The organism is Ewingella americana (assembly GCF_006438725.1).
GTDB classification, from domain to species: Bacteria; Pseudomonadota; Gammaproteobacteria; order Enterobacterales; family Enterobacteriaceae; genus Ewingella; species Ewingella americana_A.
Genome location: NZ_RCZD01000004.1, coordinates 106,795 through 131,587, shown reverse-complemented (window position 1 = coordinate 131,587; position 24,793 = coordinate 106,795). Strand labels below are relative to the sequence as shown.

The following is a 24,793-nucleotide window of genomic DNA, read 5'->3' as shown; positions in this document are numbered from 1 at the left end:
TCTGGAGTATCCCATGTTTGTAAAACCCACAACCGGGCGCACTGTGCGTGACCCGGTTAAAGGCACCCTATTGCCCGAAGAAGGGGCAGAAGTGCCGGAAAGTACGTTCTGGAATCGTCGTTTGCGCGACGGTGATGTCGTAAAGGCAAAACCTGCGTCCACTGAAAAAGTGACAGATTTATCCACTGGCAGCGATAAAACTATCTCTGCAACCGATACGGGGAGTACCCGCTAATGGATTTCCAACATATCCCTTCCAATGTCCGCACGCCGCTTTTCTTTGCCGAGTTTGACAACTCCCTGGCCAATACAGCGACCGCGACACAGCGCACACTGATCATCGGTCAGGCGCTGACAATGGCTGGCGCGGTGCTTAACATCCCGGTTATTGAATCCTCCGCGTCAAATACAGCAGGGATTTATGGTGCGGGTTCAATGCTCCACAACCAGATGGTTGCGTATCTTGCGAACGACGGCGCAGGGGAAATCTATTTGCTTCCGCTGGCTGACGGTGTCGCCCAGACGGCAGCGGCAGGAACCGTGACCTTAACAGCCGCGCCAACAGAAACCGGCGTGATTTCATTGTACATCGCCGGTCAGCGGGTGCAGGCCACGGTGTTGAGTACGGATTCAGTGACTTCGATGGCGGCGGCGTTGGCGGCGGCTATTGCGGCGAAAACCGCATTACCGGTGACGGCAACGACTGCACTCGGCGTTGTGACGCTGACTGCCAAAAACAAGGGGGCTCACGGCAACGGGCTTGATCTGCGCCTGAATTATCAGGGTAGCGCGGGTGGAGAAAGTACGCCTGCCGGGCTGGGCATTACGCTCACCGCCATGGCCGGCGGCGCGGGCGCACCGGATATGACCACTGCGCTGGCAAATCTGGGCGATCGTACCTTTGATTTCATCGTGACGCCTTATACGGATACGACGTCTCTCGACGCGCTAAAAGACCTGCTTTCAGACAGCACCGGCCGCTGGAGCTACGCGCAGCAGCTATATGGCCACGGCTTCGGCGCGACATCAGGCACGTACGGTCAACTGACCACCGTCGGGGAAGCCCGTAATGATCAGCATGCTACGCTGCTGGGCGTCTATGATTCGCCGACCCCGGCGTATGTCTGGTCTGCTGCGGTGACCGGTGCGGTAGCGGGCAGCTTGCGTAACGATCCGGGCAGACCTCTGCAAACGCTGACTATCAGCGGCGTGCTGGCACCGCCTTTGGCGTCACGCTTCGAACTGACAGAACGTAACAACCTGCTTTACAGCGGGATTTCGACGTTTACCGTTGCCGATGACAATACGGTGCAGGTTGAAAACCTGATCACCACGTATCAGACCAACAAATACGGTGACGCAGACGACAGCTATCTGCAGGTCGAAACGCTGTTCCTGCTGATGTTCGTGACGCGATTTATCAGAACGCAGGTCACGTCGAAATTTGCCCGCATGAAGCTGGCGGCCGACGGCACACGTTTTGCGCCGGGCTCGGCTATCGTGACGCCGAACATTATCCGCGCCGAGCTTATCGCCCAGTACACCCAGTTGGAATACAACGGCTATGTGCAGGATTCCAAAGCTTTCGCTGCCGGTCTGGTGGTAACCAAAAATACCTCAAATCCGAACCGAGTTGACGTGTTGTGGGACGGTGTCCTGATCAACCAGCTGCGCGTATTCGCTCTCCTCAACCAGTTCCGTCTGCAAGCTGCGGCGTAAGGGATCATCATGGCAGATACATCTAACCGCCTGGCAGGAACGGCGTTTGTTACGACTAACGGCGTCTCGATCATGGTCGCCGGCCAGTTCAAATATAGTCCCTCCAAGCTCAAGCGTGAAACGCTGACCGGCATGGACTATGTGCACGGCTATAAAGAGAAACCCTCTGCGCCGTTTATCTCCTGTCAGGTGCGCGACAGCGGCGGTACTACCGTTGCGGACTTCACAAATATGACAAATGTGACGATTGTGGCTGAGCTGGCTAACGGAAAGACCATCATAGGTAGTGCCATGTGGACGGTTGAGTCGCAGGAAGTCGACAGCGAAGATGCAGTCTTTGACGTGCGCTGGGAAGGTTTTGACGTGACGGAGAGCTGATCGTGGAAGAACAGGAAAAAAACATCATCATTCCATTGGGAAAACCGCTGGCTGATGCCAGCGGTAAACTGGTCTGGGAAAATATTGCGCTTCATGAACCGGCGTTAATCGAGGTGAATCAGTTCCTTGCTTCGCAAAAATCCGGCGGGGCGCTCACAGCAATGGGGCATCTTATTTCGTTGCTGACGGGCATTCCCCCGCTGGTGATAAAGCGTTTACCGTTCACGACGTTCAGGCAATGTGAGGTTTTCCTTCTTACCTTTTTAAATTACACCCCCGAAACACTCGAACCAGATACAACACCTGAAAACAGTACAGTCATTGTGCTATCCAAATTGCTCGAAGACAGTAAGAGTCAGCAAAGTTGGAGTGGTATTGACCTGTTTGAACCCACGCTGGAACAGGTTGATCAGTTTTATAAAGCGCAGACGGCGAAGGGGGGGCTGACCGCGATGTCTGCGCTGGTCTCCGAACTTTCCGGTATTGCGCCAGAAGTGATTAATCGCCTTCCCTTCACTGATTACAAGCGCTGTGAGGGCTATCTGCTGGGTTTTTTAAACTACTCCCCCGCGATGGAAGGTGGCGGGAGCGCATAGCTGATGTGACTTATTACTACGGCTGGGGGCCGAGGGATGGATGGGCAATGACCTGGTCTGAACTTAACTGGTGGCTTGTACAGGCAACTCGCCTAAATAAGTTAAAGGAACATAATTAATGGCTAATGCATTTGATTTCCAGTTGAAGGCAGACGATCAGGTATCGCAGTCAATTCAAAACATTGATGACGCCGTTCAAAAACTTATACCTCAGCTTAATGATGCGCAAAAAGTAGTACAACTTGGTGGACGCCGATCAGCAGAAGGGCTTGATGAAATCAGTGGCCGCTTGAACAAGTTGGCCAAAAATGCCCGAGATGGCGTCCAGTTCGTTGGTGATCTGGTACCGCCGTTGAAAATGGTGGGGGGGCTGACTCTCGGTCTGGGCGGTTTAGCAACTGTGATTAATGGGGTTAAATCGTCCATAAAGGAATATGCAGATTCAGGATACAAGATTGATTCCACTGCAAAAAACATCAGCACCACAACGCGAGCCTACCAAGAGCTGACGGGCGCCATGATTGAAAACGGTGCGACTCGGGATTCTGCTGATAGTGCTGTGACCGGGCTTTATCAGCGCGCCAATGATGCGCTCAACGGTCGGGATGACCCTTTCAATGCTTTGCTGGCGCAAATGGGCATCAAAATTAGCAAAACCAAGGAAGGGATGGCTGATGTTGTGAAACTGATGGATGACTTGAACAAGGCCATGCTGAAACAGTCCCCCGCCCGGCAGGCCGTGATCGCACAAGTCGGTCAGTTTTCTCCTGAACTGCTGAATTTCTTGCGACAAAGCACTGACCAGATCCAGCGCCTTAAAGACCAGGCGCAGCGCGACGGGTTGATATTTTCCGACCAGGATATACAAAATGCCCTCGAATTTCGCAACTCCATTAATCAAGTTTCAGCTGCTATGGATGGTCTGCAGATGAAATCTCAGGCATGGCTTGGTCAGCGCGGCGAGTACGGAGATATGGTAAAAAATAATCTGGATTACAGCAAAAAACATGCAAACGATACCCCCGATTCGTTTTATCACGGTGATAAGGATAACGATATCCTTGCTCATGCAAGGCGAGATAAATCCTTCAAGGATTCACTCTCTTTTACTGAAGGTCTGTATTTAGCCACTGGCTATCCTGACAAAGATTTTAAACAGAAATTGAATGCCCGGTATGGCGCGCAGTGGGAGGGGCAGCGACTCCAACAAGATTTGAAAGATATTTCTGTAAATCCGCCAGTCAGCGCTGAACAAACTGGTGCGAAGGGTCCGTTATTCTCACAATTAGAATCAAAATATAAGTTGCCACGTGGAACCCTCAACAACGTTTATCAAGCGGAGTCTTCTGGCGGGAAGCATCTGTTTTCACCGGCTGGCGCTGAGGGACCCTTTCAATTTATGCCGACGACCGGGCAGCAATATGGACTTAATAATCGCGCTGATCGGATGGATACGGGCAAGTCAGCTGAAGCCGCTGCACACTATTTATCTGACCTTTTAGCCCAGTTCGGCGGGGATATGAAAAAGGCAGTAGCGGCGTATAACTGGGGACCCAGTCGAGTCAGTAACATGGGGCTTGAGTATGCGCCAAAAGAAACCCGCGACTATTTGGACCGGGTTATGCCTGGGCTTCCTGATTTTTACGACACTTCGACCGGGAGTAATTCCCCAGGAGAGGAAGACGCACTTCCGGGGAATGATTTAAATACCCACACCGATACGAATATTAATGCGACGACACACACCGCCGGAGGAACGTCCGGGGGGGGAATAGATGTAAAACAAGTTGCAGATGTTTTGTCTAAGGTCTTAAAAGACAATAAAAGTGAGATTGAATTGACGTTGATTAATGAGCGAACCGGGGAGCGGAAAAAAGTCTCCGGCGCTGGCGGCAAAGTCACCACAGCAATGTCTATGCCTTGAAATATCAACCTGACCCGCTTCGGCGGGTTTTTCATTTATGGGGGATAGGATGCCACTGATACAAGATGCGCTGTCATCACTGCTGGGTTTTTCCGGTGACACATGGAAATGGCAGGATCATATTCACCCGGCCTCATTTAGGGGCGTTCCCTTTGCGGTCGTTGACGGTGATGGTAGCTTTGGCCGCCGGCAGGCCGTTCATGAATACCCATACCGCGATACGGTGTGGGTGGAGGATATGGGACGCTCTACCCGCCGCCTGACGCTGTCCGGTTTTATCATTCAAAGCAGCCTGGTCTACAGTGCGCCGGACGTAATGACCCAGCGCGATAATCTGATCGCTGCATGTGAAACGCTGGGTGCCGGTACGCTGGTCCACCCCACGCTGGGAGAGCTGACGGTCAGCATCCCGGAAGATGGACTCAAGCTGCACGAAAGCAAAGACGCCGAGCGTGTTTTTGAGTTTACGCTGACCGTTATCGAGTCCGGCCTGCGGGTTTTCGCCGTGACCAGCTCAGTATCCGCTGTATCCACAGTGAAAACTTCTTGGCTGGCGCTGGCGGCTAAATCGGCGGCCACGTTTATTGCCGAGGTTAATTCTGATATTAGAACGGTCACCCAGGCGATAAAAACGCTCAAAAGCACAGTGTCATTCTGGACAGGCATGGTAACCCGGGTCGCAAATGAAGCGACCAACCTCAGCAATACGCTGAAATCAACGTTCGGCAGCACCCGGTATGGACGTTACAACACCGGCACCGTGGGCGGCAGCGCGTCGGGCGCAACCACTGCCACCTCATCAGATGCAGATACCGCAAACTATCAACTTTTGGTTTCACAAAAAATGGCTTCCTCCGTTGAAGACAGGGCGCAAACGCAGTCCTCAACGGCCAGCCTGCTGGCATCAACCAGCGTCGCATCCTATGCCAGTGGTGCGCAGGATGTGATTAACACGCTGCTGGCCAGTGAAGCTAAAGGTCTGGAGCTGATCCGCATGCTTGAAACGCTTTCGGGGTTTTCTGATGCAACATATCGGCCCAACTCCAGCGACAGCGGCATCACCTTATCCGTTCAGATTTACCTGACCACGCTTTCTGCGGGTGCAATGGCCTATGCCGCATCGCTCTATGAGCCAGTGAGTTATGACGATGCCGCTGATTTACTTCAGAGGGTGGTGGCGGTGATTGATGCCGTTTCTCTGGCGGCGGCCGATCAAGGCTATGACGACGTGTTCAGTGAGTTATCTGATCTCAAAACAAATGTGAAAACGACATTACAGGCAAAGGGTGCGCTCCTGGCTATCGTTGAAACCGTTTCATTTAGCCAGCCCTTGCCTGCTCTGAACCTGGCGAATCGCCTGTATCAGGACGGTAGCCGGGCAGAAGCATTGGCAAAGATGGCTGACCCTATCCATCCGGCCTTTATGCCCCTCACTTTTAGGGCGCTCACCTCATGAATGATGAAATGACGTTAACCATCGGCGGGAAAATACTGTCAGGGTGGGACTCCGTTCGGGTTACGCGCAGCATTGAACGTCTACCGAGCGATTTTGATCTGTCACTGATGGATGAATTTCCCGGAAGCGATGATAAGCAATTAGTGAAAGAAGGGGATCCCTGCGTGGTCAAGTTAGGGGGGGATACCGTTATCACTGGCTATATTGACCGCTGGGCGCCGATGATCTCCGCAACAAGGCACGAGGTCAGGGCAAAAGGTCGTAGCAAGTGCCAGGACCTGGTTGATTGCTCAGCGAAATGGAATAACAACGTGATCACCGGGGCGACGCCGCTGCAAATTGCTCAGCGCCTCGCCTCACCCTACGGCATTACTGTTTCAAGTGACGTGAGCGGTATGGGGAATGTGCCGCAGTTCACGCTCAACTGGGGGGAAAGTTCACAGGAAATTATCGACAGAATCACACGCTGGGCCGCATTGCTTTACTACGACTTGCCCGACGGCAGTCTTTTTCTGACCCGTGTCGGTACAAAAAAAGCGGCCAGTGGCGCAGCGCAGGGCGTCAATATTGAAGCGGCAGCCTACGAGGCATCGATGGATGAACGGTTTTCCGAGTACACCGGTGTATCAATGACGGTCAACCCGCTGATGGACGACAGCGGGTACGGTGCGGTAACGAAAGCCACCGCGAATGACCCTGACGTCGCAAAAATGCGGTACCGAAATCGCATTATCATCGTCGAAAGCACGATGAACACCACTGAACTGGCACAACAGGCGATTGACTGGGAAATGAACCGTCGTTACGGACGCTCTAAAGCCCTGCAGGTCACGGTGGACAACTGGCGCGACAGTGCCGGGAAATTGTGGGAACCCAATACCCTGATCCCCGTAAACATTCCGAAGATGGGGATTAGCGATGTGCTGTGGCTTCTGGCTGAAGTTACTTTCATTAAGGATGAGCGCGGTACCGTCGCGCAGATGGTCCTGATGCCGCCGGCGGCTTTCTCCGTGCAGCCTTATCGCTTCTACAACGTGATCCAGGAGTTGAATCGATGACAGCAATCAGCACGCTCTACCGCAGGGCCATGATGATGTTAGGGATTGGCCGGGCGACGCTCACCAACGACGGTGGTGGTATTCAACAAATCCAGTATGAGACTCCACTCGAGGTCAAAAACAATACCCCGCGGCTGATGGAATTTGGCTTTTCATCCTCGCTTCCCGAAGGGGCGGACGTACTCATCGCCTACCTGTCGGGTGACCGCTCAAATGCCGTGGTGATCGCCTCCGGGCATAAAAGCAGCCGAAAGACCGGCCTTAATCCGGGTGAAACTATTCTGTACAACCTGTGGGGGATGCATTTTAAGCTGATGGAAACAGGGATTGAGGTAGATGCCAGTGGGCAGCCGGTCACGGTGATCAACTCTACGAAGGTGACCATCGTCGCCTCAGAAGAAATCTATGCTGACACGCCGCTGCTGAAATGCACGGGCGATATTATTGATAACGCAGGCAGTAACACCACTACCCTGAAAAATTTGCGCGATACCTACAACGGGCACAATCATGTTGTGAAAAATGTGCAGAGCGGCAGTTCATCACCGACCAGTGAGAAACCGGGGGAGCAGGTTTAATGACGGACATAACAACGCTCTGGAACGCGGAACAATCCGTCGGAGATTGGGTTGAGGCGTCAGGTGATCTACAGGAGGGCAACGATCTCGACACCGCCATCCTGATCAGCCTCTTTACCGATCGGCTGGCGCGGGCAGACGATGAATATGACGGAGAGGACCGGCGCGGGTGGTGGGGTGATATTGAACAGGAATACCCGATTGGTTCCAGGCTTTGGCTTCTTCGCCGCCAAAAGCTCACGGTGGCCACGGCTAATAAGGCAGAAAGTTATGCCTCGGAGGCCCTGAAGTGGCTCATTGATGACGGCATAGTGGCGGGTATTACCCCGGTCACCCAGATAGTATATCCGAACCGCCTCAACCTTTTTATCACCTACCAAAAACCGGGACAGGACGCGGTATCAAAGCGTTATTTCTGGGTCTGGGAGTCCTAACGATGCCATACAACCGACCGACGCTAAGCGAACTGCGCGCGCGGAATATCGCCGCCATTGAGTCAGAACTAAAAGGGGTGGGGACTCCGCTACGATTTTCAAACCTCAATATTCTTGGAAGTGCCGATGCCGGTTTGGCCTATCTGCATTACGGTTATCTTGACTGGATAGCAAAACAGTCTGTGCCCTGGAGTGCTACAGACGAGAATTTGGCAGGTTGGGCGGCGCTGAAAAGCGTAACGCAAAAAGCCGCAAACGCAGGAACCAACAACGGGACTATTTTCACGGGAATTTCAGGAAAAACTGTTCCGGCTGGCACCGTTTTGAACCGTGGAGATGGTTATCAGTATACGGTCAGCACCGACGTTGCGATCACTTCAGCAGGCAGCGGTACCGGATCTATCACGGCCGTATTACCTGACCCAAATGACGACCCTACCGGCGGCGGAGCGGCGGGGAATACGCCAGCGGGAACACAACTGACGCTGGATACCAGTATTTCTGGTATCGACTCCACTGTTATCATCGGAACCTCGATCACGAATGGTGCGGATATTGAAAGTGAAGACGCATTTCGGACGCGGATGCTTTTGGCTTACCAGAATACGCCGCAGGGCGGAAATGATGAGGACTATGAGTCCTGGGCGCTTGCCGTTTCCGGCGTGACGAGGGCCTGGACAGTCCGTCGCCTCATGGGGGCGGGTTCAGTGGGTGTGTACATCATGATCGATGGTAATGACACATCAAATCACGGATTTCCAGTGGGAGCCGATGGAATATCTAGGCTTGATAACTGGTCAGCCGCGAAGGCCACCGGAGATCAGGGAAGGGTGGCTGATGCTATTTATCCGCAGCAGCCCGTGACGTCTCTGGTGTGCGTGTGCTCTCCGATACAGAGAGTCATTAATTTTACCATCAACGGTATTTCATCCGTAGGCAGCTCTGTCACCGCGGCGATTGCAGCTGCAATTGACGGCGTGCTATTTGAGTCGGGGAACCCTCAGGGTGCCACGATATTGCTTTCTGATTTGCTGATCGCCATCAGTAACGTCAGCGGCACAAGCGGTTTTATCCTGACGTCACCTTCAGTGAACATAACCACTGCGACGGGCGAACTTCCGGTAAGGGGTACGGTGACTTACACATGAGCCGGTTCAGCACTGAGGATTATACGGCTGCACTGCAGAACCTGATGCCGACAGGTTTGGTCTGGCCCCGCAAAGCTGACAGTGTGCAGGCTGCGGTATTCCGCGCACTGGCGCAGTCCTATCAGCAAAGTGATGACGCGGCGGCGGCGCTTCTTGTGGGTGCTTTTCCAGCTACTGCCACAATTATGCTCACTGACTGGGAGAAAACCCTGGGGCTGCCAGATGACTGTGCGATCGGGGAGAATGACAGCATTGCTCTCAGGCAAAAGGCAGTGATTGCCCGGCTATTTAGCACTGGGGGGCAGTCATCGGCATACTTTATCGGTGTGGCCAAAGCATTGGGGTATGACATCACGATCTCTGTTTTTAGAGAGGCTCGCGCCGGGATGTCTGTTTGCGGTGATGCGTTAAACGGAGAGAACTGGCCCTTTACCTGGCTGGTCACTGCACCGAAAACGACGATCACTTATGCTCAGGCCGGGATGTCTTATTGCGGAGACCCTCTACGGTCTTGGGGTAATAAACGCCTGGAATGCAGGCTCACTGCTCTGGCGCCGTCCCACACCATCGTGAAGTTTGGCTATTCCTCTTAATTAATTTTTTATTCAACTTTAAGCGCCTTCACTGGCGAGGATTCTTTATGCAAAAAATTGGAAGTATTACGTCCACAGCGGATGCCAACGGCGAATGGACAAATGGCAATGTGGCTGCGGGAACGCCGCCGACAATATTAGATGCCGCCTGGTTTAATACGGTCCAGCGTGAATTAGCCAATGTCGTTACTGCTGGTGGTTTATCCTTAGATTCAAGCAATGATGTTCAAGTTTTGGCAGCGTTGAAATTGCTTATCAAAGGGGGTGTGACCGGCGTAGTGGGTGAGGCGCGTAACGCGAAAATGTCTGTAACAGCGGCATCGGCCACGGCGACATTTACAGCAGATGAGCTGATTGTTGGCACTGCTCTGGGTGGATTGCAGTACCGCATTGGTAGCTTCAGCAAGACGATTAACCTTGCGACAACCGGTGCAGGCGGCATGGACACCGGTAGCGCACCGGTATCAGGCTTCGTCGCGCTGTATGCAATCTATAACCCATCAACAAATACGAGCGCTTTACTCGCTGTTAATGCCACGGCTGCTGTCGTACCAGAAGTATATGGCGGCGCGAATATGCCAGCAGGATATACGGCGTCAGCATTAGTCTCTGTGTGGCAGACGAATGCAAGTAGCCAGTTTAAGATTGGTTCCCAGTACGGACGACGTGTATTTTTCCCTGCTACTAGTGTTCTCAGCACAACCGGTTCAGGTTCAGCTAACCCATTTACCCCATTTACTATCTCTGCAGCTGCGCCTCGGAACGCGAAAGACGTCAACCTAACAGCAACTATAGGCACCAATACTTCATCAGCGGCAGTATACAGCAGTGTAAATATTGCTGCTGATAGTGGCGGGGCTGGTAGCGGGACCGTCACTGTTTCAGGAGCATCCGGTGGAAATATTGCCTCGTCGGTGACGATGATTATTCCAATAATCACACCGCAAACTCTATATCAAACACTCTTCGCTTCTGCTGGGACAACCACTTATAACGTGGTTGTTTCTTTCTATACATTCTAAATAAGAGGCTCACATGACATTACTGTACGTTCAATTTACTGATGATACAGAAGAGATGATTATCTCTTATTTTGGAAGCCCAAATGACCCAGAAGTATGGCCCAATCAAGGCACTGTTGAGCAATCGGATCCGCGCTGGTCTGTATATTTCAACGAGCAACCAATAATACTTCAGAGGCTTTTACCACCTCCAACAGACCCAGAGGTTGCTGCATAACTTTCTTTCCTTGCTGATCAGCAGCCTGACTCCTCCTCACGTATTTATCCTTTGCGCCAAAAACAGTCCCATGATTATACTGTATGCATAACCAGTTATCATGAGATGCATTATGAATGTCTTTTATCCTATCCCCGAACCAACAATGCTACTCATTCCGTTTTTTCAGGATAAAGTTCAAGCTGGATTTCCTTCTCCCGCTCAGGATTATATCGAAAAAGGCATTGATTTAAATGAGCTTTGCGTCCATCACCCAGCAGCCACTTATTTTGTAATGGCAACCGGTATGTCTATGGTCGATGCGGGAATTTATGAAGGTTCAATGTTGGTGGTTGACCGGAGCCTGCAGGCAAAACACGGAGATATCATTATCGCAGCACTGGCAGGTGAATACACCGTCAAGCGCCTGTGCACGCACCCGGTTTTCCAACTCGAACCAATGAATCCTGATTTCCCTCCAATTATCTTGCATGACGGCGGCGAGGACTTAGAAGTTTTTGGCGTCGTGACATTCAGTATTAACGGGTTTCAGTGATGTTTGCCTTGGCAGATGTGAACAGCTTCTATGCCAGTTGTGAGACTGTGTTCAGGCCGGATTTGAAAGGGCGACCAGTAGTAGTTTTAAGCAACAATGATGGCTGTGTAATAGCCAGGAATGCCGAAGCAAAATTACTGGGCGTTCCGATGGGTGCTCCATATTTCAAAATGCGGGCTCAGTTTGAACGGCAAAATATAGTTACCTTCAGCAGCAACTATGCCCTGTATGCGGATATGTCTAACCGGGTAATGACTGTTTTAGAAAAAATGTCACCTGGTGTCGAAATATATTCGATTGACGAGGCATTCATTGATTTACAAGGAGTTAGGAACTGTAAAAGCTTGGAGGGATTTGGTCGAGAGATGAGATCGAAAGTTTTACAGTGGACGGGGCTGACAGTCGGGGTGGGTATTGGACCGACGAAAACGCTGGCTAAGCTAGCCAATCATGCCGCCAAAAAATGGACAAAAACAGAGGGGGTCGTTGACCTTTCTCTATTAGCCAGACAGAGAAAATTGATGACCCTCGTTAATGTTAGCGATGTCTGGGGTGTTGGCCGGCGCATATCAAAAAAACTCAGTGATATGGGCATTAAAACTGCACTACAACTTGCTGATGCCCCGAAAACACTCATTAGAAAGCATTTCAGTGTAGTCCTGGAACGTACCGTTCGGGAATTGTGTGGTGAACCATGTCTCGAACTAGAGGAATTTGCACCAACGAAACAGCAGATCATCTGCTCACGTTCATTCGGTGACAGGGTGAGTGAGTATGAATTGATGCGTGAAGCTATTTGTAGCCATGCTGCACGAGCCGCAGAGAAGTTGCGCGGTGAACATCAATTCTGCCGTCACATTTCAGCATTCGTTAAAACCAGCCCGTTTGCCGAAAATGAAATCTATTATGGCCAAACCGCTGGAACGAGAATTCAGACTCCGACACAAGACAGCCGCGATATTGTTGCCGTAGCGACAGAGTGCCTTGATGCGATCTGGCAGGATGGCCACCGGTTTCAAAAGTGCGGCGTAATGCTTGGTGATTTTTATAGCCAGGGCGTTGCACAACTCGGGTTGTTTGACGAATACAAACCGCGCTCTAACAGTGAGCAACTGATGGCCGTCCTCGATGGTATTAACCACAGCGGAAAAGGGCGGGTATGGTTTGCTGGCCAGGGAATACAAAAGAGCTGGGAGATGAAACGCCAGATGCTTTCACCCGCTTATACAACGCGATTTGCAGATCTGATGAAAGTTATACTCTGAGAAAAGTGGATGCGCATCCTAAAACTCCATTAAAAGATTTAATTTCATCGGCCTAGAGAAAGGGGTGTGTCCCGGTGTATGAGTAGTTATGGCGGAGGGGAAGATAGTCAGTGTCGAAATTATCATTACTCACATCGAGAGGAAGCAGTAACAAGTGAGCGACGATGAATACAAGCGGGCGTCGCATCAGGTTGTCGATTTACTGATACGTAGCTCTTTTAAAAAAAAACCCGCGTTAACGGCGGGCTATCAGTAGGTATGGCTATCTATGCTGTTCTTGTGTCAGCTGATTTGAGCATAGTTTCAGGTCGTGGGAATTTCCACAGTCCGGGCAAAAAAATGCCCGCAGGGGAGCGTGGAGTGCCCCCGAGCCTGTAGACAAATCTGGCCAGCAATTTTTAAAAGACTCTAGTTTACAGTTTAAAAGAACTAACGTCGGTTAAAAGATTGCCAGCCTGTTGACTAAGAGAATTAGCCGCTGCTGCCATCTGCTCTACCATCGTCGCATTTTGCTGTAAATTAGTTTCCATCTGGTTAACCGCAATATTGACTTGATCAATACCATAACTTTGTTCAGTAGATGAATTATTGACCTGATTAATAAGCTGTGTAGTTTCATTCACCACAAGCAGGGCTTCATCCATTCGCGTTGTAACATTCGCTGCGTATACCACACCCTTACCCACATCCTTAATGGATCCCTCAATCAGGCTGCGTATATCACGGGCGGCAATGGAGGAACGCTGTGATAATGAGCGTACCTCTCCGGCTACAACCGCAAATCCTTTTCCCTGTTCCCCTGCGCGAGCTGCTTCTACTGCCGCATTGAGTGCGAGAATATTAGTCTGGAAAGCGATCCCGTCAATGATTGAGGTGATTTCGGAAATTTTATTAGATGAAACAGCAATATCGTTGATCGAATCCTTTAAAGCGCTAAGCTCGTGGTTACTTTCAATGACTATTGACTGAACCTTTCCTATAAAGTTATTGGCTTCTCTTGCGTTTTCCATATTGTGTTTTACGGTTGCGGACAACTCATTCATACTTGCAGCCGTCTGCTCCAGAGAAGAAGCCTGTGACTCAGTGCGTGATGAAAGATCATCGTTACTACGGGAAATTTCATTAGACGCTGTATCTACTTCTTTGCTGGCACCCTTGACACCGGATAGCACATCCTTAAATTTCTCTAAGAGACTGTTAAAACTGGTAGCTGTTGCTCCAAGTTCATCATTTTTTTCCAAACTAACACGGAGTGTCAGATCCAGGCTCTCACTGATATTCTTCATACTGTTCTGTAAATGTTGAAGCCCTTTTTTGAGGTAATTAAGAATGGAATAAGAGAAAAATCCAGTGAGCAGGACTGCAACAGCAATGATGCTACCCAGGATCCAGATACTCTTCCGGTATTGCTTATGATTCACCTCTTCAAACGTAGTCACAATTTGATTATTATAAGCTAACAAATTCTTGATGCTTGCGCTCAGAGCCACTGAGGCTGCAGCTGTCGCACCTCCGTCTGATACCATATCTCTGGCTGCATCAATCCCGCTGCTTTTATAAACTTCCACCATGTTGTCAACATTTTTCTTATAATCATAAAAGTTGTCAATGGTCTGTTTTATTAACTGAGAATCTTTTTCATCTGATACCAAATGTGTTCTGTAATAAAACAGGGCTTCCTGAGTTTGGTTTAAATAATTCCTGGCGCTAATCATATGATTTTCATAAACATCTTTTTTGGTTATGAGTAGTGCCATAAATATTTGCCGTCTTGCTTCCTCACGATAACGTAAAATATCAGCTATTTTACTTATACTTGGCAGGGCGTTAGTTGCAACATAATCAAACCGCTCCTGAGCTTTCCCTATGGAATTTATACTTATTAATCCTACTGTTAGAAGAGAAATAAGTGTGAATGCAAATATAAGTGACAGCTTTTTCAAGATAGTCATGGGGTGATTTCGAACTCAGAATGGGATGTACTTATAGTATCGGCCTTTTAACCATTATCTTTATGTGTGTAAATAAATAAATAAATTTTCCTAATCATTCCTCATGAAGTGCAGAGTGTTTTATCAGAGGAAAATAAATGTCCCTGCTGGAGTGCCCCCGAGCCTGTGACAAATCTGACCTATATTTTGAGTATAGGGGAGTCTCTGGGCACACCACGTTTTACCCCTGAATTTAAGGAAGAAGCTGTAGCTGTCCGCCAGATTACTAGGCGGGTCATTATGAAGGCATTACTAACATCGGGGTGTACTAATCAACGGGGAGCAGGTCACAGTTGTGTGTGCCCAGTAATGCCGACAATGACCGTCACTGGACCGGATTTTTCATCAAGAGAAAGAACCTGCCACGGTGCGGACAGGTTAAGGATATGGGCATAGAGGGATTTTTCGTCCATGAAATTGCTCAAGGTTGATTAGATACTCAGAAGATTTACACATTCTTCTGGCACCCAACCAGACTCTCCTGAGTGTTTGAGCGCCCAGTACCAGCCATTAAGAGACTTGATAACAGTAATTTTCTCGTTGAAGCTGACTGATAATTCATGGGCCGTATAGTCTGCAAGACAGATGACTTCATTAGAGCTGAGTGGAGAAAATATTTGTTGGGGAGCCCATCCAGCTTTCCCTGAGGGGAGTGTTACCCATATCCATCCCGGATATACAAGGTCACAATGGCTGATAACGGCAGTATCATTCTTCGTTATCGAAATGGGGTCAGGAAAAGCAGAATTGTAATTTCTGATGACAACAGCAACATTATTCAAGTGGCATCTCCCATTGTTCGGTGAACAACCAAAATCCTACAACAGCCACCACAACAGGGGAAGACCCTTAAACATACAGTGTATCTACATAAGGAATTGGTCAAAGATTTCTGAAAGACACACAAACACATTGTGTACATGTTTGTGTGCTTCATTTGGATTTATGAAGAATTTATTTTTTTAACTTGCTGTATTTATATGAATAAATAAAATTTATAGATGGTTTATCGTAGGGCATACCATTCCTTATGTTTCAGCGGATTCATCAGTGCGCCGAGAATATCTGACACTACGTTAACCACAATCACCAAGGTACCGACGACCATCACACCCGCGGAAATTGCCGCATAATCCTGCTGGCGAATAGCGTTAATCATCCAGCGGCCTACGCCGGGCCAGTTAAAGACCATTTCGGTGATCATCGCCAGTGTCAGCATGGTGGAGAATTGCAGGCCCAGTTTGGGAATAATAGGAGGGAGAGCGTTACGCAGTACGTGACGGCGAATAATGGCCAGTCGGGATAATCCGCGCGTCGCCGCCGCTTTTACGTAATTTTGCGCCAGAACATCATCTGTACTGATGCGCATCAGGCGGATCACTTCCGTCGTTGGCGCGACCGCCAGGGCAGCAATCGGTAAAATCATATGGCGTATGGCACTGGCGATCATTTCATGACGATAGGGCGAGTTTGATAACCAGGCATCTATCAGCGTCAGGCCGGTAACGGTTTTTAGCTGATAGAGCAGGTCTAGCCGCCCGGATACCGGCAGCCAGCCGAGTTGCAGCGAGAAGAACAGCATGAGCAGCAGTGCCAGCCAGAACACTGGAATCGAAAAGCCTATCAGCGCCAGCGTACTGATGGCCACGTCGGGCCATTTCCCTCGCATCACGCCTGCGGTGATCCCAAGTGGTATCCCCACCAGTAACGCCAGAGTAAATGCCAGAACGCAAAGTTCCATGGTGGCAGGGAAAACAGCTTTTAGCTGGATGCTGATGTTTTCCCCGTTGATGCTGGATACGCCAAAATCAAATTGGCACAGACTATCAAAATAGAAACGGTAGGCGTCCCACAGTGATGCGCCGTGTAAAGGGGCATTCGGCGTAAAGTAGCTCAGGCTGAAGGCCACCATACTGAGAAGGAATAGGGTGATCAGCAACAGTAACAGACGCCGCAAAATGAAGATGATCATGGCGCTGTCCTCGTTTCAGTGTCGCGGAATACCCCGGCGAAAGATGAGTTGCCAAATGGGCTGAGTACCAATCCTTTGATGTCATAACGGTAGGCTTGCAGGCGCAGGGAAGACGCCAGCGGCAGAACCGGCAACTGCTGTTCAAGAATTTTTTGTGCCTGCTGATAATATTCAATGCGCTGGGAAAGTTGCTGCGAGAGCAGCCCCTGGCGCAGTAACTGATCAAATTCTGGGTTACACCAGTGAGCATAGTTGGTCTGCGAGCGGATTGCCGCACAGCTCAGCATTGGGCGGAAGAAGCTGTCAGGATCATTACTGTCTGTCGCCCAACCAACCAGTGTCAGGTCATGGTTCATCTCCATCAGGCGGGCTTCCTGGAAACGACCTTCAACCGGAACTATCACCACTTTAATCCCTACCTGTGCCAGATCTGCCTGCAACAATTCAGCGGTTTTCAGCGGGCTTGGGTTATATGACTGGGACACAGTAGGTACCCACAGATGCAAGGTCAGTTTTTCCTGCCCGAGATCTTTAAGGATTTGCCGGGCTTTATCCGGGTCATATTCGGTGACTGTGGCATTACTGTCATAGGCCCAGGAGGCGCGCGGTAAAATAGACGCAGCAGTTTCGGCGGTGCCGTAGTAGATCGATTGCATCAGCCGTTGGTTGTTAATCGACAGCGCAATTGCCTGGCGAATTCGCGGATCATTGAGCGGCGCTCTGTTGGTATTAAAAGCCAGATAAGCGACGTTCATACCGGGGCGCAGTGTCAGGCGTAAACGCGGGTCATCACGCAAGATAGAAAGCTGGCTGGCTGCGGGATAGGCGAGAACGTCACATTCACCGGTCAACAGTTTTGATATACGACCCGTACCGCCGACGCCCATATCAATCACCACCTGCGACATGCGTGGGACGCCTTTCCAGTAATCCCCGTTACGCGCAAGACGTACATACTGGCCGGTGCGGTATTCGCTCAACTGGAAAGGACCGGTGCCGACCGGCTTGCGGTCAATCTGCTCCTCGTTGCCGCTTTTTTGCAGGTTATCCGCATATTCTGCCGATAAAACGGGTGCGTAGTGGGTCGCCAGATGCCATAAGAAAGAGGCGTCGGGATTACTGAGACGAAACTCCACCGTGTAATCATCCAGCTTTTTCACGCTCTTTACTGTGCTGGCAAACTGCAGGCTATCGAAATAGGGGTAATCGTCGCCGTTGACGCTGTGATAGTGATTTTGCGGATCGATAATACGCTGAGTACTGAATACCACGTCGTCAGCGTTCATCATACGGGTCGGTTTGAACCAGGCGGTGCTTTGGAAGGGCACATCCTTGCGCAGATGAAAACGGTAGGTTGCGCCATCGTCCAGTACTTCCCAACTTTGCGCCAGCTCGGGGATCAGCCGGTAAGTGTAGGGGTCAACATCAAGCAGCCGGTCATACAGTTGAGCGGCGAGGGTGTCGATAATCAGTCCACTGCTGGCTTTCTGCGGGTTGAATGTATTGATCATCCCGTTGACGCAATAGACAAACCCGCTTTGGCGGATGTCACTGTTTGGCGTGGTGACAGATGAACTGGCGGTCAGCGGTTTGGTTGGCACTGGTGTGGGTACGGCAATGGCCGCATTAGCCAGACCACTCAGCAACAGCATCCACAAAGATAAACGACGCATAAAGGCTTCAATGTTAAGTAGCAATGGCTTAAGTGTACCGTACTCTGCCAGCCTCCCCAATCCATTGCGCAAAACTCCGTCCTGTCTGTCGAGACTTCACGCACTTTTCTGCAAGCACATGCAATAAAGGGCTTGAAATTGACAGGTAATCGTAATGTTATAACAATTAATCCGCATGTACTCTGTGTATATCCGTCTGCCTGAGATCAACATGCCTTTATTACCCGTGACTGTGCTGTCCGGTTTTCTCGGCGCCGGTAAAACTACCGTGCTCAGTCACCTTCCTGTGCGTTGACCTGAATGCCATGCTTCTTCAACATTCCCCGTAACTGATGGTAGGTCAGTGCCAGTAAATCTGCGGCTTTCCGTTGGTTAAACCGCGCCTGCCGCAACGCCTGGTCAATTAGTTGTTTTTCCTGTTCGTTCATCCACAATTTTAGATCCAGTGGTAAATCTGGCAAGGCCGCGGGACTTTCCGCGTTCAGCGAGGTTTCCTGCATCGGTGAGGATTTCGCAAACGGGTTAAGAATAATGTCGTCGAGTTGAAACTCGCTGGTGCCGTGACGATACATGGAGCGCTCAACCACATTTTTCAGTTCGCGCACATTTCCCGGCCAGCGGTAGTGCAGCAACGTGTCGCGGGCGCGGGCAGTGAAACCGGGAAACAGTGGCAGCGAGAGTTCGCGGCACATCTGGATGGCGAAATGTTCGGCCAGCAGCATGATGTCTTGCTGGCGTTCGCGCAGGGGCGGTAACTGGACAACATCAAACGCCAGCCGGTCGAGCAGGTCGGCGCGGAATTTTCCCGCAGCGGCCAGTGCGGGCAAGTCGTCATTGGTGGCGCATACCAGTCGCACATCAACCTGCAATGGCTGGCTGCCACCTACGCGCTCCAGGTGGCCGTATTCAATGACCCGCAATAGTTTTTCCTGTACCAGCATCGGCGCGGTGGCCAGTTCATCCAGAAATAACGTGCCACCATCCGCGCGCTCAAAGCGACCCAGATGGCGTTTCTGCGCGCCGGTAAAAGCCCCTGCTTCGTGGCCGAACAACTCTGAGTCGAGCAGGTTTTCATTTAACGCGGCGCAGTTGAGCGAGATAAACGGCCCTTGCCATCGCGGTGAAAGATAATGCAGACGGTGTGCAATCAGCTCCTTGCCGCTGCCGCGTTCACCGGTGACCAGTACCGGTTTATTCAGCTTTGCCAGGCGGGAGACTTGCTCCAGCACTTCTATAAAGGCGTTGGCTTCGCCGAGGAGGTTGTCTGTTTTGTCGTTCATGGCGAATCCTTATGATGAAAAACACCAACTCTTAGTGAATTTAATCATACGTCAAATTAATGCCTAAGGGCCAAAGATAAAAATTCATTATATTTCATAAGGATAATAAACTTTAAAAGTTGGCACGGGATTTGATATAGATTTACTGCACAGTTAGCCGTCTGGCTGACTTTTTTCACCGGTAACATTGACTGGTGGCTAACAGAACCAAAGAGGAATTTCGATTATGGGTATTTTTTCTCGTTTCGCTGACATCGTGAACGCCAACATCAATACGCTGTTGGATAAAGCCGAAGATCCGCAGAAACTGGTGCGCCTGATGATTCAGGAAATGGAAGACACGCTGGTCGAAGTACGTTCGACTTCAGCCCGTGCGCTGGCCGAAAAGAAACAACTCAGCCGCCGCATTGAGCAGGGCGAAGCCCAGCAGGCTGAATGGCAGGACAAAGCCGAGCTGGCACTGCGCAAAGATAAAGATGATTTGGCCCGCGCGGCGCTTATAGAAAAACAGAAGCTGGCTGATTTGGTTGCCACACTGAAAAACGAAGTGGTGACGGTTGAAGAAACGCTGGACCGGATGAAGTCTGAAATCGTTGAACTGGAAAACAAACTGACTGAAACCCGCGCCCGTCAGCAGGCTTTGACTCTGCGTCATCAGGCTGCGTCGTCATCCCGTGATGTGCGTCGTCAGCTCGACAGCGGTAAAATTGATGAAGCGATGGCGCGTTTCGAGCAATTCGAACGCCGTATCGATCACATGGAAGCTGAAGCAGAAACCGTCAGCATCGGCAAAAAGAAGTCGCTGGATCAGCAGTTTGCTGAGCTGAAAGCCGATGATGAAATCAGTGCACAGATCGCGGCATTGAAAGCCAAGATGCAGGGCAATCAGGACGTATAAGCAACATTGTTGTCATGACAGGATTTACCCAAAATAATTCGAGTTGCAGGGAGGCGTGAAACCAACGCCCCTGTAACTTGATATACAACAGGCAAACATCGAGAAATCGTTCAAGGAGATGTAATGAGCTTCCTGTTTCTGGCCATTCCGCTGACCATCTTTGTGTTATTTGTTGCGCCGATATGGCTTTGGCTTCACTACAGCAACCGTTCACAGAATGGCAATCAGTTAACCCAGCATGAGATGCAAAATCTTACGCAGTTAACCCAAGATGCGCACCGTATGCGCGAACGAATTCAGGCGCTCGAAGAGATTCTGGACGCTGAGCACCCAACCTGGAGGCAGTCATAATGGCGACAGAATTATCTCAACGAAAGCTGTACCGGGTACCCGAAGAGGGCATGATCAAAGGCGTACTGGCGGGGCTGGCTCACTACCTTGGCGTTCCGGTCAAGCTGCTGCGGATCATGGCGGTGCTGTCGATTTTCTTCGGCCTGTTTATGTTTACCTTTATTGCTTATGTGATCCTCAGTTATGTGCTGGATCCCGTACCTGCTCATGAATTTGACGATGAAAACGCGCCATCGCCACGTAATCTGCTGGATGAAGCGGACCGCGAGCTAAAGGCCAGCGAGCAGCGTTTGCGGCAGGTTGAGCGCTATGTCACCTCCGAAACCTTCGGGGTGCGTAGCCGTTTTCGCCAGCTATAAGTCACCGATGTAAAACGTTGCCACGACGGCTAATTCATTTCGCTGGCAACGCTTTTCCTCCCCCTCCCGCTAAAGGAATCAACTTATTATGCGTACCCTGATCGCCTCGCTGCCGGGTAAAAGCAGTCTGCTGAAGAAAATTTTCAGCTTTATTATCACGGTCGCGTTGACCTTCGGGCCTGCCGGTCTGGCTGCCCGTGTGCTGGGTGTGGCAGGAAAAGGTCCTCTGCGTTACGTTTTGGCACTATTATTAGAACCATTATTCAAACGTATTTTGACCGCGCTGTTTGGGCGCTACGCCAGGGAGAGCAATGAAAAGACTACAAAACGAGTTTAGTTCACTGGTCAATCGCGGCATGGACCGGCACCTGCGTCTGGCAGTGACCGGTCTTAGCCGCAGCGGCAAAACCGCTTTCATCACTGCCTTCGTCAATCAACTGCTTCATCTGCACAGCGGCGCACGTTTACCCCTTTTCTCCGCCGCCCGCGAAGAGCGCTTGCTCGGCGTGAAGCGCATTCCGCAACGCGATCTCGGCGTTTCGCGATTTACCTATGACGAAGGCATGGCACAGCTGCACGGCACACCGCCAAACTGGCCAACGCCGACGCGTGGCGTGAGTGAAATCCGCCTGGCGCTGCGTTACCGCTCCAATGATTCTTTGCTGCGCCACTTCAGGGATACCTCGACGCTGTATCTGGAAATTGTCGACTATCCCGGTGAATGGCTGCTCGACTTGCCGATGCTGGAGCAAAATTACCTTGAATGGTCGCGGCAAATGGCCGGCCTGTTGCAGGGCGAGCGGGCGGAGTGGGCAAAGCCCTGGCTGACGCTGTGTGAGCAGTGTGACCCATTGGCTCCGGCTGACGAAAATCAGCTGGCCGCCATCGCACAGGCCTATACCGACTATCTGACCCGCTGTAAAAAGGAAGGATTGCACTTTATTCAGCCGGGCCGCTTTGTCTTGCCGGGTGATTTAGCCGGTGCGCCTGCGTTGCAGTTCTTCCCATGGCCTGAGAGGCAGCAATACAGCGATGCACAACTGGCGCAGGCCGATAAACATAGCAATTTGGGTATGCTGCGCACGCGTTTTGATTATTACTGCCAGTCAATCGTGAAAGGTTTCTATAAAGAGCACTTTGTCCGTTTCGACCGGCAAATTGTCCTGGTGGATTGCCTGCAACCGCTCAACAGCGGCCCGCACGCGTTCAATGATATGCGGCTGGCGTTGACGCAGCTGATGCAAAGTTTCCACTACGGTAAACGCACGTTGTTCCGCCGGCTGTTTAATCCATGCATCGACAAACTGATGTTTGCGGCCACCAAGGCGGACCACATCACCGGCGATCAACATGCCAATCTGGTGTCGCTGCTGCAGCAATTGGTGCAGGAAGCCTGGCAGAACGCCGCCTTTGAAGGCATCAGTATGGATTGCGCGGGGCTGGCATCGGTACAGGCCACTGAAACGGGGATCGTGGAGTATCAGGGCCAGCCGCTGCCAGCGCTGAAAGGTCACCGTCTGAGTGATGGCGCGCCGCTGACGGTGTTTCCCGGTGAAGTGCCTGCACGCCTGCCGGGGGCTGCTTTCTGGCAGCAACAGGGTTTTCATTTCGACGAATTTCGTCCGCGTGAAATGAGCGTGGATGCACCGTTACCGCATATCCGTCTGGACGCGGTGATGGAGTTTTTACTGGGAGATAAAATGCGATGAGCGAGCCAATCAAACCGCGTATCGATTTCGAACAGGAACTGAAAGAGCCTGAGCAGCCGGTGCTGCGTGCCGGTCAGACATTTGATGGTGCACTGGCCGAACGTTTTTTACCGGTGAATTCAACCGAAGCGGAAATTGAACAACAAGATGGTGAAGCCGAAGCCGTCATTAACCGCGCGCTGAAGCCGCGTCGCAGCCTGTGGGGCAAAATGGTCCGGCTGGGGCTGGCCGTCTTTGGCATCAGTGTGGTGGCGCAAGGCGTGCAGTGGATACACAGCGCGTGGGTTCAGCAGGATTGGATAGCGCTTGGCGGTTGTATCGCCGGTGGCCTGATTGTCGTGGCGGGAGTCGGTTCGGTTCTGACCGAATGGCGACGCCTGTATCGTTTGCGCCAGCGTGCCGACGAGCGTGATACGGCGCGTGACCTGCTGCACAGCCACGGTCTGGGACAGGGACGGGTCTTTTGCGAGAAGCTGGCCGCACAGGCCGGGTTGGACCAAAGCCACCCGGCGTTGCAGCGCTGGCAGGCTTCACTGCATGAAACACAAAACGATCGTGAAGTGGTGGAGCTTTACGCCCGACTGGTACAGCCGGTGCTGGACGCACAGGCGCGCCGTGAAATCAGCCATTCGGCCGCTGAGTCGGCGCTGATGATCGCAGTTAGCCCGCTGGCACTGGTGGATATGGCCTTTATTGCCTGGCGAAATCTGCGTCTGGTGAACCGCATTGCCGTGCTTTATGGCATTGAACTGGGTTACTTCAGCCGTCTGCGTCTGTTCCGTCTGGTGTTGCTCAATATTGCTTTTGCGGGCGCTTCTGAGCTGGTGAGGGAAGTGGGCATGGACTGGATGTCTCAGGATCTGGCCGCGCGTCTTTCTGCACGCGCAGCGCAGGGGATTGGCGCGGGTTTACTCACGGCGCGGCTGGGAATAAAAACCATGGAATTGTGCCGTCCGTTGCCGTGGCTGGAGGGGGATAAACCAAAGCTGGGCGATTTTCGACGTGAACTGATTGGCAAGCTGAAAGCCAGTTTGGTGAAGACCGATAAGCGAAATGCCGGCGTTTAAGCAACTCTGTGGCGATAAGACAAAAAAGAAGGCGCTCACCGAAGTGAGCGCCAGCATGAACCCAATTGTAAACTCAGGGTGAGATACAAGGTTTTTGGTACTTCAGGTTAAAACTAGGTGGTGAGGTAATTTTGTGCATCAGCCAGACCTTTGGAAATTTGGTCATAGGCTTTATTCACGGCATTACCGGTATCACTCACTGCATCCTGACCGAAGCTAGACAGGCGATCAGCGACTTTATTCACGTCTTCAGACCAACCAGCACCATTAACCATTTCAATGTCACGTTCTGTTAATTGTTTCATCTTGGGTCATCCTCTTGTCAGTTGAACAGCGATCCCGTACTCCTGGGACCTTATGAAGGCATCGGGTCAATCTGTTTTGCGTGATGCCCTCAAGAGACTTAAGCCTAGATCAGACTGACGGCGAGGTGACTAGGAATAATCTCCTTAAGTTAAATAAATTTATAACCCGCTGTTTTACAGGTGCTATTAAGCTGTTTCAGAGTAATCGCCATTGTCAGTGTCCTTGGGGCTGACTATCTTCTCATGATGACTATTCTGAGGAGCT

General features: G+C 51.1%; 27 protein-coding genes and 2 pseudogenes. 22 read left to right on the top strand and 7 right to left on the bottom strand.

The annotated features are described in order from the left end of the window. Positions 1-13: 13 nt before the first annotated feature. From EAH77_RS08625 to umuC, 15 genes are all read left to right on the top strand, one after another. Complete coding sequence (locus EAH77_RS08625) at positions 14-235, top strand: DUF2635 domain-containing protein (RefSeq protein WP_140471718.1); 222 nt, start codon at positions 14-16, stop codon at positions 233-235. Continuing rightward, the gene (locus EAH77_RS08620; RefSeq protein ID WP_140471716.1) at positions 235-1,719 is read left to right on the top strand and encodes a phage tail sheath subtilisin-like domain-containing protein; all 1,485 of its coding nucleotides are present in this window, start codon (positions 235-237) and stop codon (positions 1,717-1,719) included. Before EAH77_RS08625 ends, EAH77_RS08620 begins: the two co-directional genes overlap by 1 nt. Before the next feature lie 9 nt (positions 1,720-1,728). Then, positions 1,729-2,097, top strand: a complete 369-nt coding sequence (locus tag EAH77_RS08615; protein ID WP_140471714.1) for a phage tail tube protein — start codon at positions 1,729-1,731, stop codon at positions 2,095-2,097. Between the two features lie 2 nt (positions 2,098-2,099). Beyond that, a complete protein-coding gene (locus tag EAH77_RS08610) occupies positions 2,100-2,693 on the top strand; it encodes a phage tail assembly protein (RefSeq protein WP_241673428.1) in 594 nt (197 codons plus the stop codon). 118 nt (positions 2,694-2,811) lie between these two features. After that, positions 2,812-4,617: a lytic transglycosylase domain-containing protein gene (locus EAH77_RS08600; protein WP_140471712.1), complete on the top strand. Its 1,806-nt coding sequence runs from the start codon at positions 2,812-2,814 to the stop codon at positions 4,615-4,617. Between the two features lie 49 nt (positions 4,618-4,666). Further along, entirely contained in the window at positions 4,667-6,073 is a 1,407-nt protein-coding gene (locus EAH77_RS08595) for a DNA circularization protein (protein WP_140471710.1), read from the top strand. Then, positions 6,070-7,131, top strand: a complete 1,062-nt coding sequence (locus tag EAH77_RS08590; RefSeq protein ID WP_140471708.1) for a phage baseplate assembly protein — start codon at positions 6,070-6,072, stop codon at positions 7,129-7,131. The genes EAH77_RS08595 and EAH77_RS08590 overlap by 4 nt, the downstream gene beginning before the upstream one ends. Then, positions 7,128-7,709 carry a phage baseplate assembly protein domain-containing protein gene (locus EAH77_RS08585; RefSeq protein ID WP_140471706.1) on the top strand — a complete coding sequence of 194 codons (582 nt, stop codon included), beginning with the start codon at positions 7,128-7,130 and terminating at the stop codon, positions 7,707-7,709. The genes EAH77_RS08590 and EAH77_RS08585 overlap by 4 nt, the downstream gene beginning before the upstream one ends. Next, the gene (locus EAH77_RS08580; RefSeq protein WP_140471704.1) at positions 7,709-8,143 is read left to right on the top strand and encodes a phage GP46 family protein; all 435 of its coding nucleotides are present in this window, start codon (positions 7,709-7,711) and stop codon (positions 8,141-8,143) included. Before EAH77_RS08585 ends, EAH77_RS08580 begins: the two co-directional genes overlap by 1 nt. 2 nt (positions 8,144-8,145) lie before the next feature. Next, positions 8,146-9,291, top strand: a complete 1,146-nt coding sequence (locus tag EAH77_RS08575; protein WP_140471702.1) for a baseplate J/gp47 family protein — start codon at positions 8,146-8,148, stop codon at positions 9,289-9,291. Then, the gene (locus EAH77_RS08570; protein WP_140471700.1) at positions 9,288-9,884 is read left to right on the top strand and encodes a YmfQ family protein; all 597 of its coding nucleotides are present in this window, start codon (positions 9,288-9,290) and stop codon (positions 9,882-9,884) included. The genes EAH77_RS08575 and EAH77_RS08570 overlap by 4 nt, the downstream gene beginning before the upstream one ends. 47 nt (positions 9,885-9,931) lie before the next feature. Continuing rightward, the gene (locus EAH77_RS25730; protein WP_206664881.1) at positions 9,932-10,906 is read left to right on the top strand and encodes a hypothetical protein; all 975 of its coding nucleotides are present in this window, start codon (positions 9,932-9,934) and stop codon (positions 10,904-10,906) included. 13 nt (positions 10,907-10,919) lie between these two features. Next, a complete protein-coding gene (locus EAH77_RS08560; RefSeq protein WP_140471698.1) occupies positions 10,920-11,123 on the top strand; it encodes a hypothetical protein in 204 nt (67 codons plus the stop codon). Between the two features lie 112 nt (positions 11,124-11,235). Next, entirely contained in the window at positions 11,236-11,658 is a 423-nt protein-coding gene (umuD, locus tag EAH77_RS08555) for a translesion error-prone DNA polymerase V autoproteolytic subunit (RefSeq protein WP_140471695.1), read from the top strand. After that, positions 11,658-12,923 carry a translesion error-prone DNA polymerase V subunit UmuC gene (gene umuC, locus EAH77_RS08550; protein WP_140471693.1) on the top strand — a complete coding sequence of 422 codons (1,266 nt, stop codon included), beginning with the start codon at positions 11,658-11,660 and terminating at the stop codon, positions 12,921-12,923. The genes umuD and umuC overlap by 1 nt, the downstream gene beginning before the upstream one ends. A gap of 413 nt (positions 12,924-13,336) precedes the next feature. Here the strand turns inward: umuC and EAH77_RS08545 are convergent, their stop codons facing one another. The 5 genes and pseudogenes from EAH77_RS08545 to sapA form a co-directional block, all read right to left on the bottom strand. Continuing rightward, on the bottom strand, positions 13,337-14,875 hold the full coding sequence (locus EAH77_RS08545; protein WP_140471691.1) for a methyl-accepting chemotaxis protein: 1,539 nt from the start codon (positions 14,873-14,875) through the stop codon (positions 13,337-13,339). A gap of 329 nt (positions 14,876-15,204) precedes the next feature. Further along, a pseudogene (locus EAH77_RS08540) lies at positions 15,205-15,327 on the bottom strand (ISL3 family transposase); the annotation flags it as partial. Positions 15,328-15,345: 18 nt separating this feature from the next. Further along, the gene (locus EAH77_RS08535) at positions 15,346-15,696 is read right to left on the bottom strand and encodes an SH3 domain-containing protein (RefSeq protein WP_140471689.1); all 351 of its coding nucleotides are present in this window, start codon (positions 15,694-15,696) and stop codon (positions 15,346-15,348) included. A gap of 224 nt (positions 15,697-15,920) precedes the next feature. Further along, positions 15,921-16,886 carry a putrescine export ABC transporter permease SapB gene (sapB, locus tag EAH77_RS08530; protein ID WP_140471687.1) on the bottom strand — a complete coding sequence of 322 codons (966 nt, stop codon included), beginning with the start codon at positions 16,884-16,886 and terminating at the stop codon, positions 15,921-15,923. After that, positions 16,883-18,559: an ABC transporter substrate-binding protein SapA gene (gene sapA, locus EAH77_RS08525; protein WP_140472211.1), complete on the bottom strand. Its 1,677-nt coding sequence runs from the start codon at positions 18,557-18,559 to the stop codon at positions 16,883-16,885. Before sapA ends, sapB begins: the two co-directional genes overlap by 4 nt. Positions 18,560-18,770: 211 nt before the next feature. Between sapA and EAH77_RS08520 the strand changes: the two are divergent. Continuing rightward, positions 18,771-18,842: pseudogene (locus EAH77_RS08520) on the top strand (GTP-binding protein); the annotation flags it as partial. On the opposite strand, the gene pspF reads toward EAH77_RS08520, so the two are convergent. Further along, a complete protein-coding gene (gene pspF, locus EAH77_RS08515; RefSeq protein WP_140471685.1) occupies positions 18,832-19,839 on the bottom strand; it encodes a phage shock protein operon transcriptional activator in 1,008 nt (335 codons plus the stop codon). The pseudogene EAH77_RS08520 and the gene pspF overlap by 11 nt on opposite strands. 226 nt (positions 19,840-20,065) lie before the next feature. On the opposite strand from pspF, the gene pspA reads away from it, so the two are divergent. From pspA to EAH77_RS08485, 6 genes are all read left to right on the top strand, one after another. Then, complete coding sequence (gene pspA, locus EAH77_RS08510) at positions 20,066-20,737, top strand: phage shock protein PspA (RefSeq protein ID WP_140471683.1); 672 nt, start codon at positions 20,066-20,068, stop codon at positions 20,735-20,737. A 123-nt stretch (positions 20,738-20,860) separates the two neighbouring features. Continuing rightward, positions 20,861-21,088, top strand: coding sequence for an envelope stress response membrane protein PspB (pspB, locus tag EAH77_RS08505; RefSeq protein ID WP_140471681.1), 228 nt, complete (start codon positions 20,861-20,863; stop codon positions 21,086-21,088). Beyond that, positions 21,088-21,447: an envelope stress response membrane protein PspC gene (gene pspC, locus EAH77_RS08500; RefSeq protein ID WP_140471679.1), complete on the top strand. Its 360-nt coding sequence runs from the start codon at positions 21,088-21,090 to the stop codon at positions 21,445-21,447. The genes pspB and pspC overlap by 1 nt, the downstream gene beginning before the upstream one ends. An 88-nt stretch (positions 21,448-21,535) precedes the next feature. Next, positions 21,536-21,784 (top strand): phage shock protein PspD, encoded by a 249-nt coding sequence (locus tag EAH77_RS08495; RefSeq protein ID WP_431306757.1) that lies wholly within the window; start codon positions 21,536-21,538, stop codon positions 21,782-21,784. After that, positions 21,759-23,156 carry a YcjX family protein gene (locus EAH77_RS08490; RefSeq protein WP_140471675.1) on the top strand — a complete coding sequence of 466 codons (1,398 nt, stop codon included), beginning with the start codon at positions 21,759-21,761 and terminating at the stop codon, positions 23,154-23,156. Before EAH77_RS08495 ends, EAH77_RS08490 begins: the two co-directional genes overlap by 26 nt. Continuing rightward, positions 23,153-24,223, top strand: a complete 1,071-nt coding sequence (locus EAH77_RS08485) for a YcjF family protein (protein WP_140471673.1) — start codon at positions 23,153-23,155, stop codon at positions 24,221-24,223. Before EAH77_RS08490 ends, EAH77_RS08485 begins: the two co-directional genes overlap by 4 nt. A 113-nt stretch (positions 24,224-24,336) precedes the next feature. Here EAH77_RS08485 and EAH77_RS08480 read toward each other — a convergent pair whose 3' ends face one another. Next, a complete protein-coding gene (locus tag EAH77_RS08480) occupies positions 24,337-24,528 on the bottom strand; it encodes a chemotaxis protein (protein WP_140471671.1) in 192 nt (63 codons plus the stop codon). Between the last annotated feature and the right edge of the window lie 265 nt (positions 24,529-24,793).

Excerpts from the sequence above, each read along its gene's own strand:
- EAH77_RS08625 (WP_140471718.1), top strand. The coding sequence starts at position 14 with ATGTTTGTAAAACCCACAACCGGGCGCACTGTGCGTGACCCGGTTAAA.
- EAH77_RS08620 (WP_140471716.1), top strand. The coding sequence starts at position 235 with ATGGATTTCCAACATATCCCTTCCAATGTCCGCACGCCGCTTTTCTTT.
- EAH77_RS08615 (WP_140471714.1), top strand. The coding sequence starts at position 1,729 with ATGGCAGATACATCTAACCGCCTGGCAGGAACGGCGTTTGTTACGACT.
- EAH77_RS08600 (WP_140471712.1), top strand. The coding sequence starts at position 2,812 with ATGGCTAATGCATTTGATTTCCAGTTGAAGGCAGACGATCAGGTATCG.
- EAH77_RS08595 (WP_140471710.1), top strand. The coding sequence starts at position 4,667 with ATGCCACTGATACAAGATGCGCTGTCATCACTGCTGGGTTTTTCCGGT.
- EAH77_RS08590 (WP_140471708.1), top strand. The coding sequence starts at position 6,070 with ATGAATGATGAAATGACGTTAACCATCGGCGGGAAAATACTGTCAGGG.
- EAH77_RS08585 (WP_140471706.1), top strand. The coding sequence starts at position 7,128 with ATGACAGCAATCAGCACGCTCTACCGCAGGGCCATGATGATGTTAGGG.
- EAH77_RS08580 (WP_140471704.1), top strand. The coding sequence starts at position 7,709 with ATGACGGACATAACAACGCTCTGGAACGCGGAACAATCCGTCGGAGAT.
- EAH77_RS08575 (WP_140471702.1), top strand. The coding sequence starts at position 8,146 with ATGCCATACAACCGACCGACGCTAAGCGAACTGCGCGCGCGGAATATC.
- EAH77_RS08570 (WP_140471700.1), top strand. The coding sequence starts at position 9,288 with ATGAGCCGGTTCAGCACTGAGGATTATACGGCTGCACTGCAGAACCTG.
- EAH77_RS25730 (WP_206664881.1), top strand. The coding sequence starts at position 9,932 with ATGCAAAAAATTGGAAGTATTACGTCCACAGCGGATGCCAACGGCGAA.
- EAH77_RS08560 (WP_140471698.1), top strand. The coding sequence starts at position 10,920 with ATGACATTACTGTACGTTCAATTTACTGATGATACAGAAGAGATGATT.
- umuD (WP_140471695.1), top strand. The coding sequence starts at position 11,236 with ATGAATGTCTTTTATCCTATCCCCGAACCAACAATGCTACTCATTCCG.
- umuC (WP_140471693.1), top strand. The coding sequence starts at position 11,658 with ATGTTTGCCTTGGCAGATGTGAACAGCTTCTATGCCAGTTGTGAGACT.
- EAH77_RS08545 (WP_140471691.1), bottom strand. The coding sequence starts at position 14,875 with ATGACTATCTTGAAAAAGCTGTCACTTATATTTGCATTCACACTTATT.
- sapB (WP_140471687.1), bottom strand. The coding sequence starts at position 16,886 with ATGATCATCTTCATTTTGCGGCGTCTGTTACTGTTGCTGATCACCCTA.
- sapA (WP_140472211.1), bottom strand. The coding sequence starts at position 18,559 with ATGCGTCGTTTATCTTTGTGGATGCTGTTGCTGAGTGGTCTGGCTAAT.
- pspF (WP_140471685.1), bottom strand. The coding sequence starts at position 19,839 with ATGAACGACAAAACAGACAACCTCCTCGGCGAAGCCAACGCCTTTATA.
- pspA (WP_140471683.1), top strand. The coding sequence starts at position 20,066 with ATGGGTATTTTTTCTCGTTTCGCTGACATCGTGAACGCCAACATCAAT.
- pspB (WP_140471681.1), top strand. The coding sequence starts at position 20,861 with ATGAGCTTCCTGTTTCTGGCCATTCCGCTGACCATCTTTGTGTTATTT.
- pspC (WP_140471679.1), top strand. The coding sequence starts at position 21,088 with ATGGCGACAGAATTATCTCAACGAAAGCTGTACCGGGTACCCGAAGAG.
- EAH77_RS08495 (WP_431306757.1), top strand. The coding sequence starts at position 21,536 with ATGCGTACCCTGATCGCCTCGCTGCCGGGTAAAAGCAGTCTGCTGAAG.
- EAH77_RS08490 (WP_140471675.1), top strand. The coding sequence starts at position 21,759 with ATGAAAAGACTACAAAACGAGTTTAGTTCACTGGTCAATCGCGGCATG.
- EAH77_RS08485 (WP_140471673.1), top strand. The coding sequence starts at position 23,153 with ATGAGCGAGCCAATCAAACCGCGTATCGATTTCGAACAGGAACTGAAA.
- EAH77_RS08480 (WP_140471671.1), bottom strand. The coding sequence starts at position 24,528 with ATGAAACAATTAACAGAACGTGACATTGAAATGGTTAATGGTGCTGGT.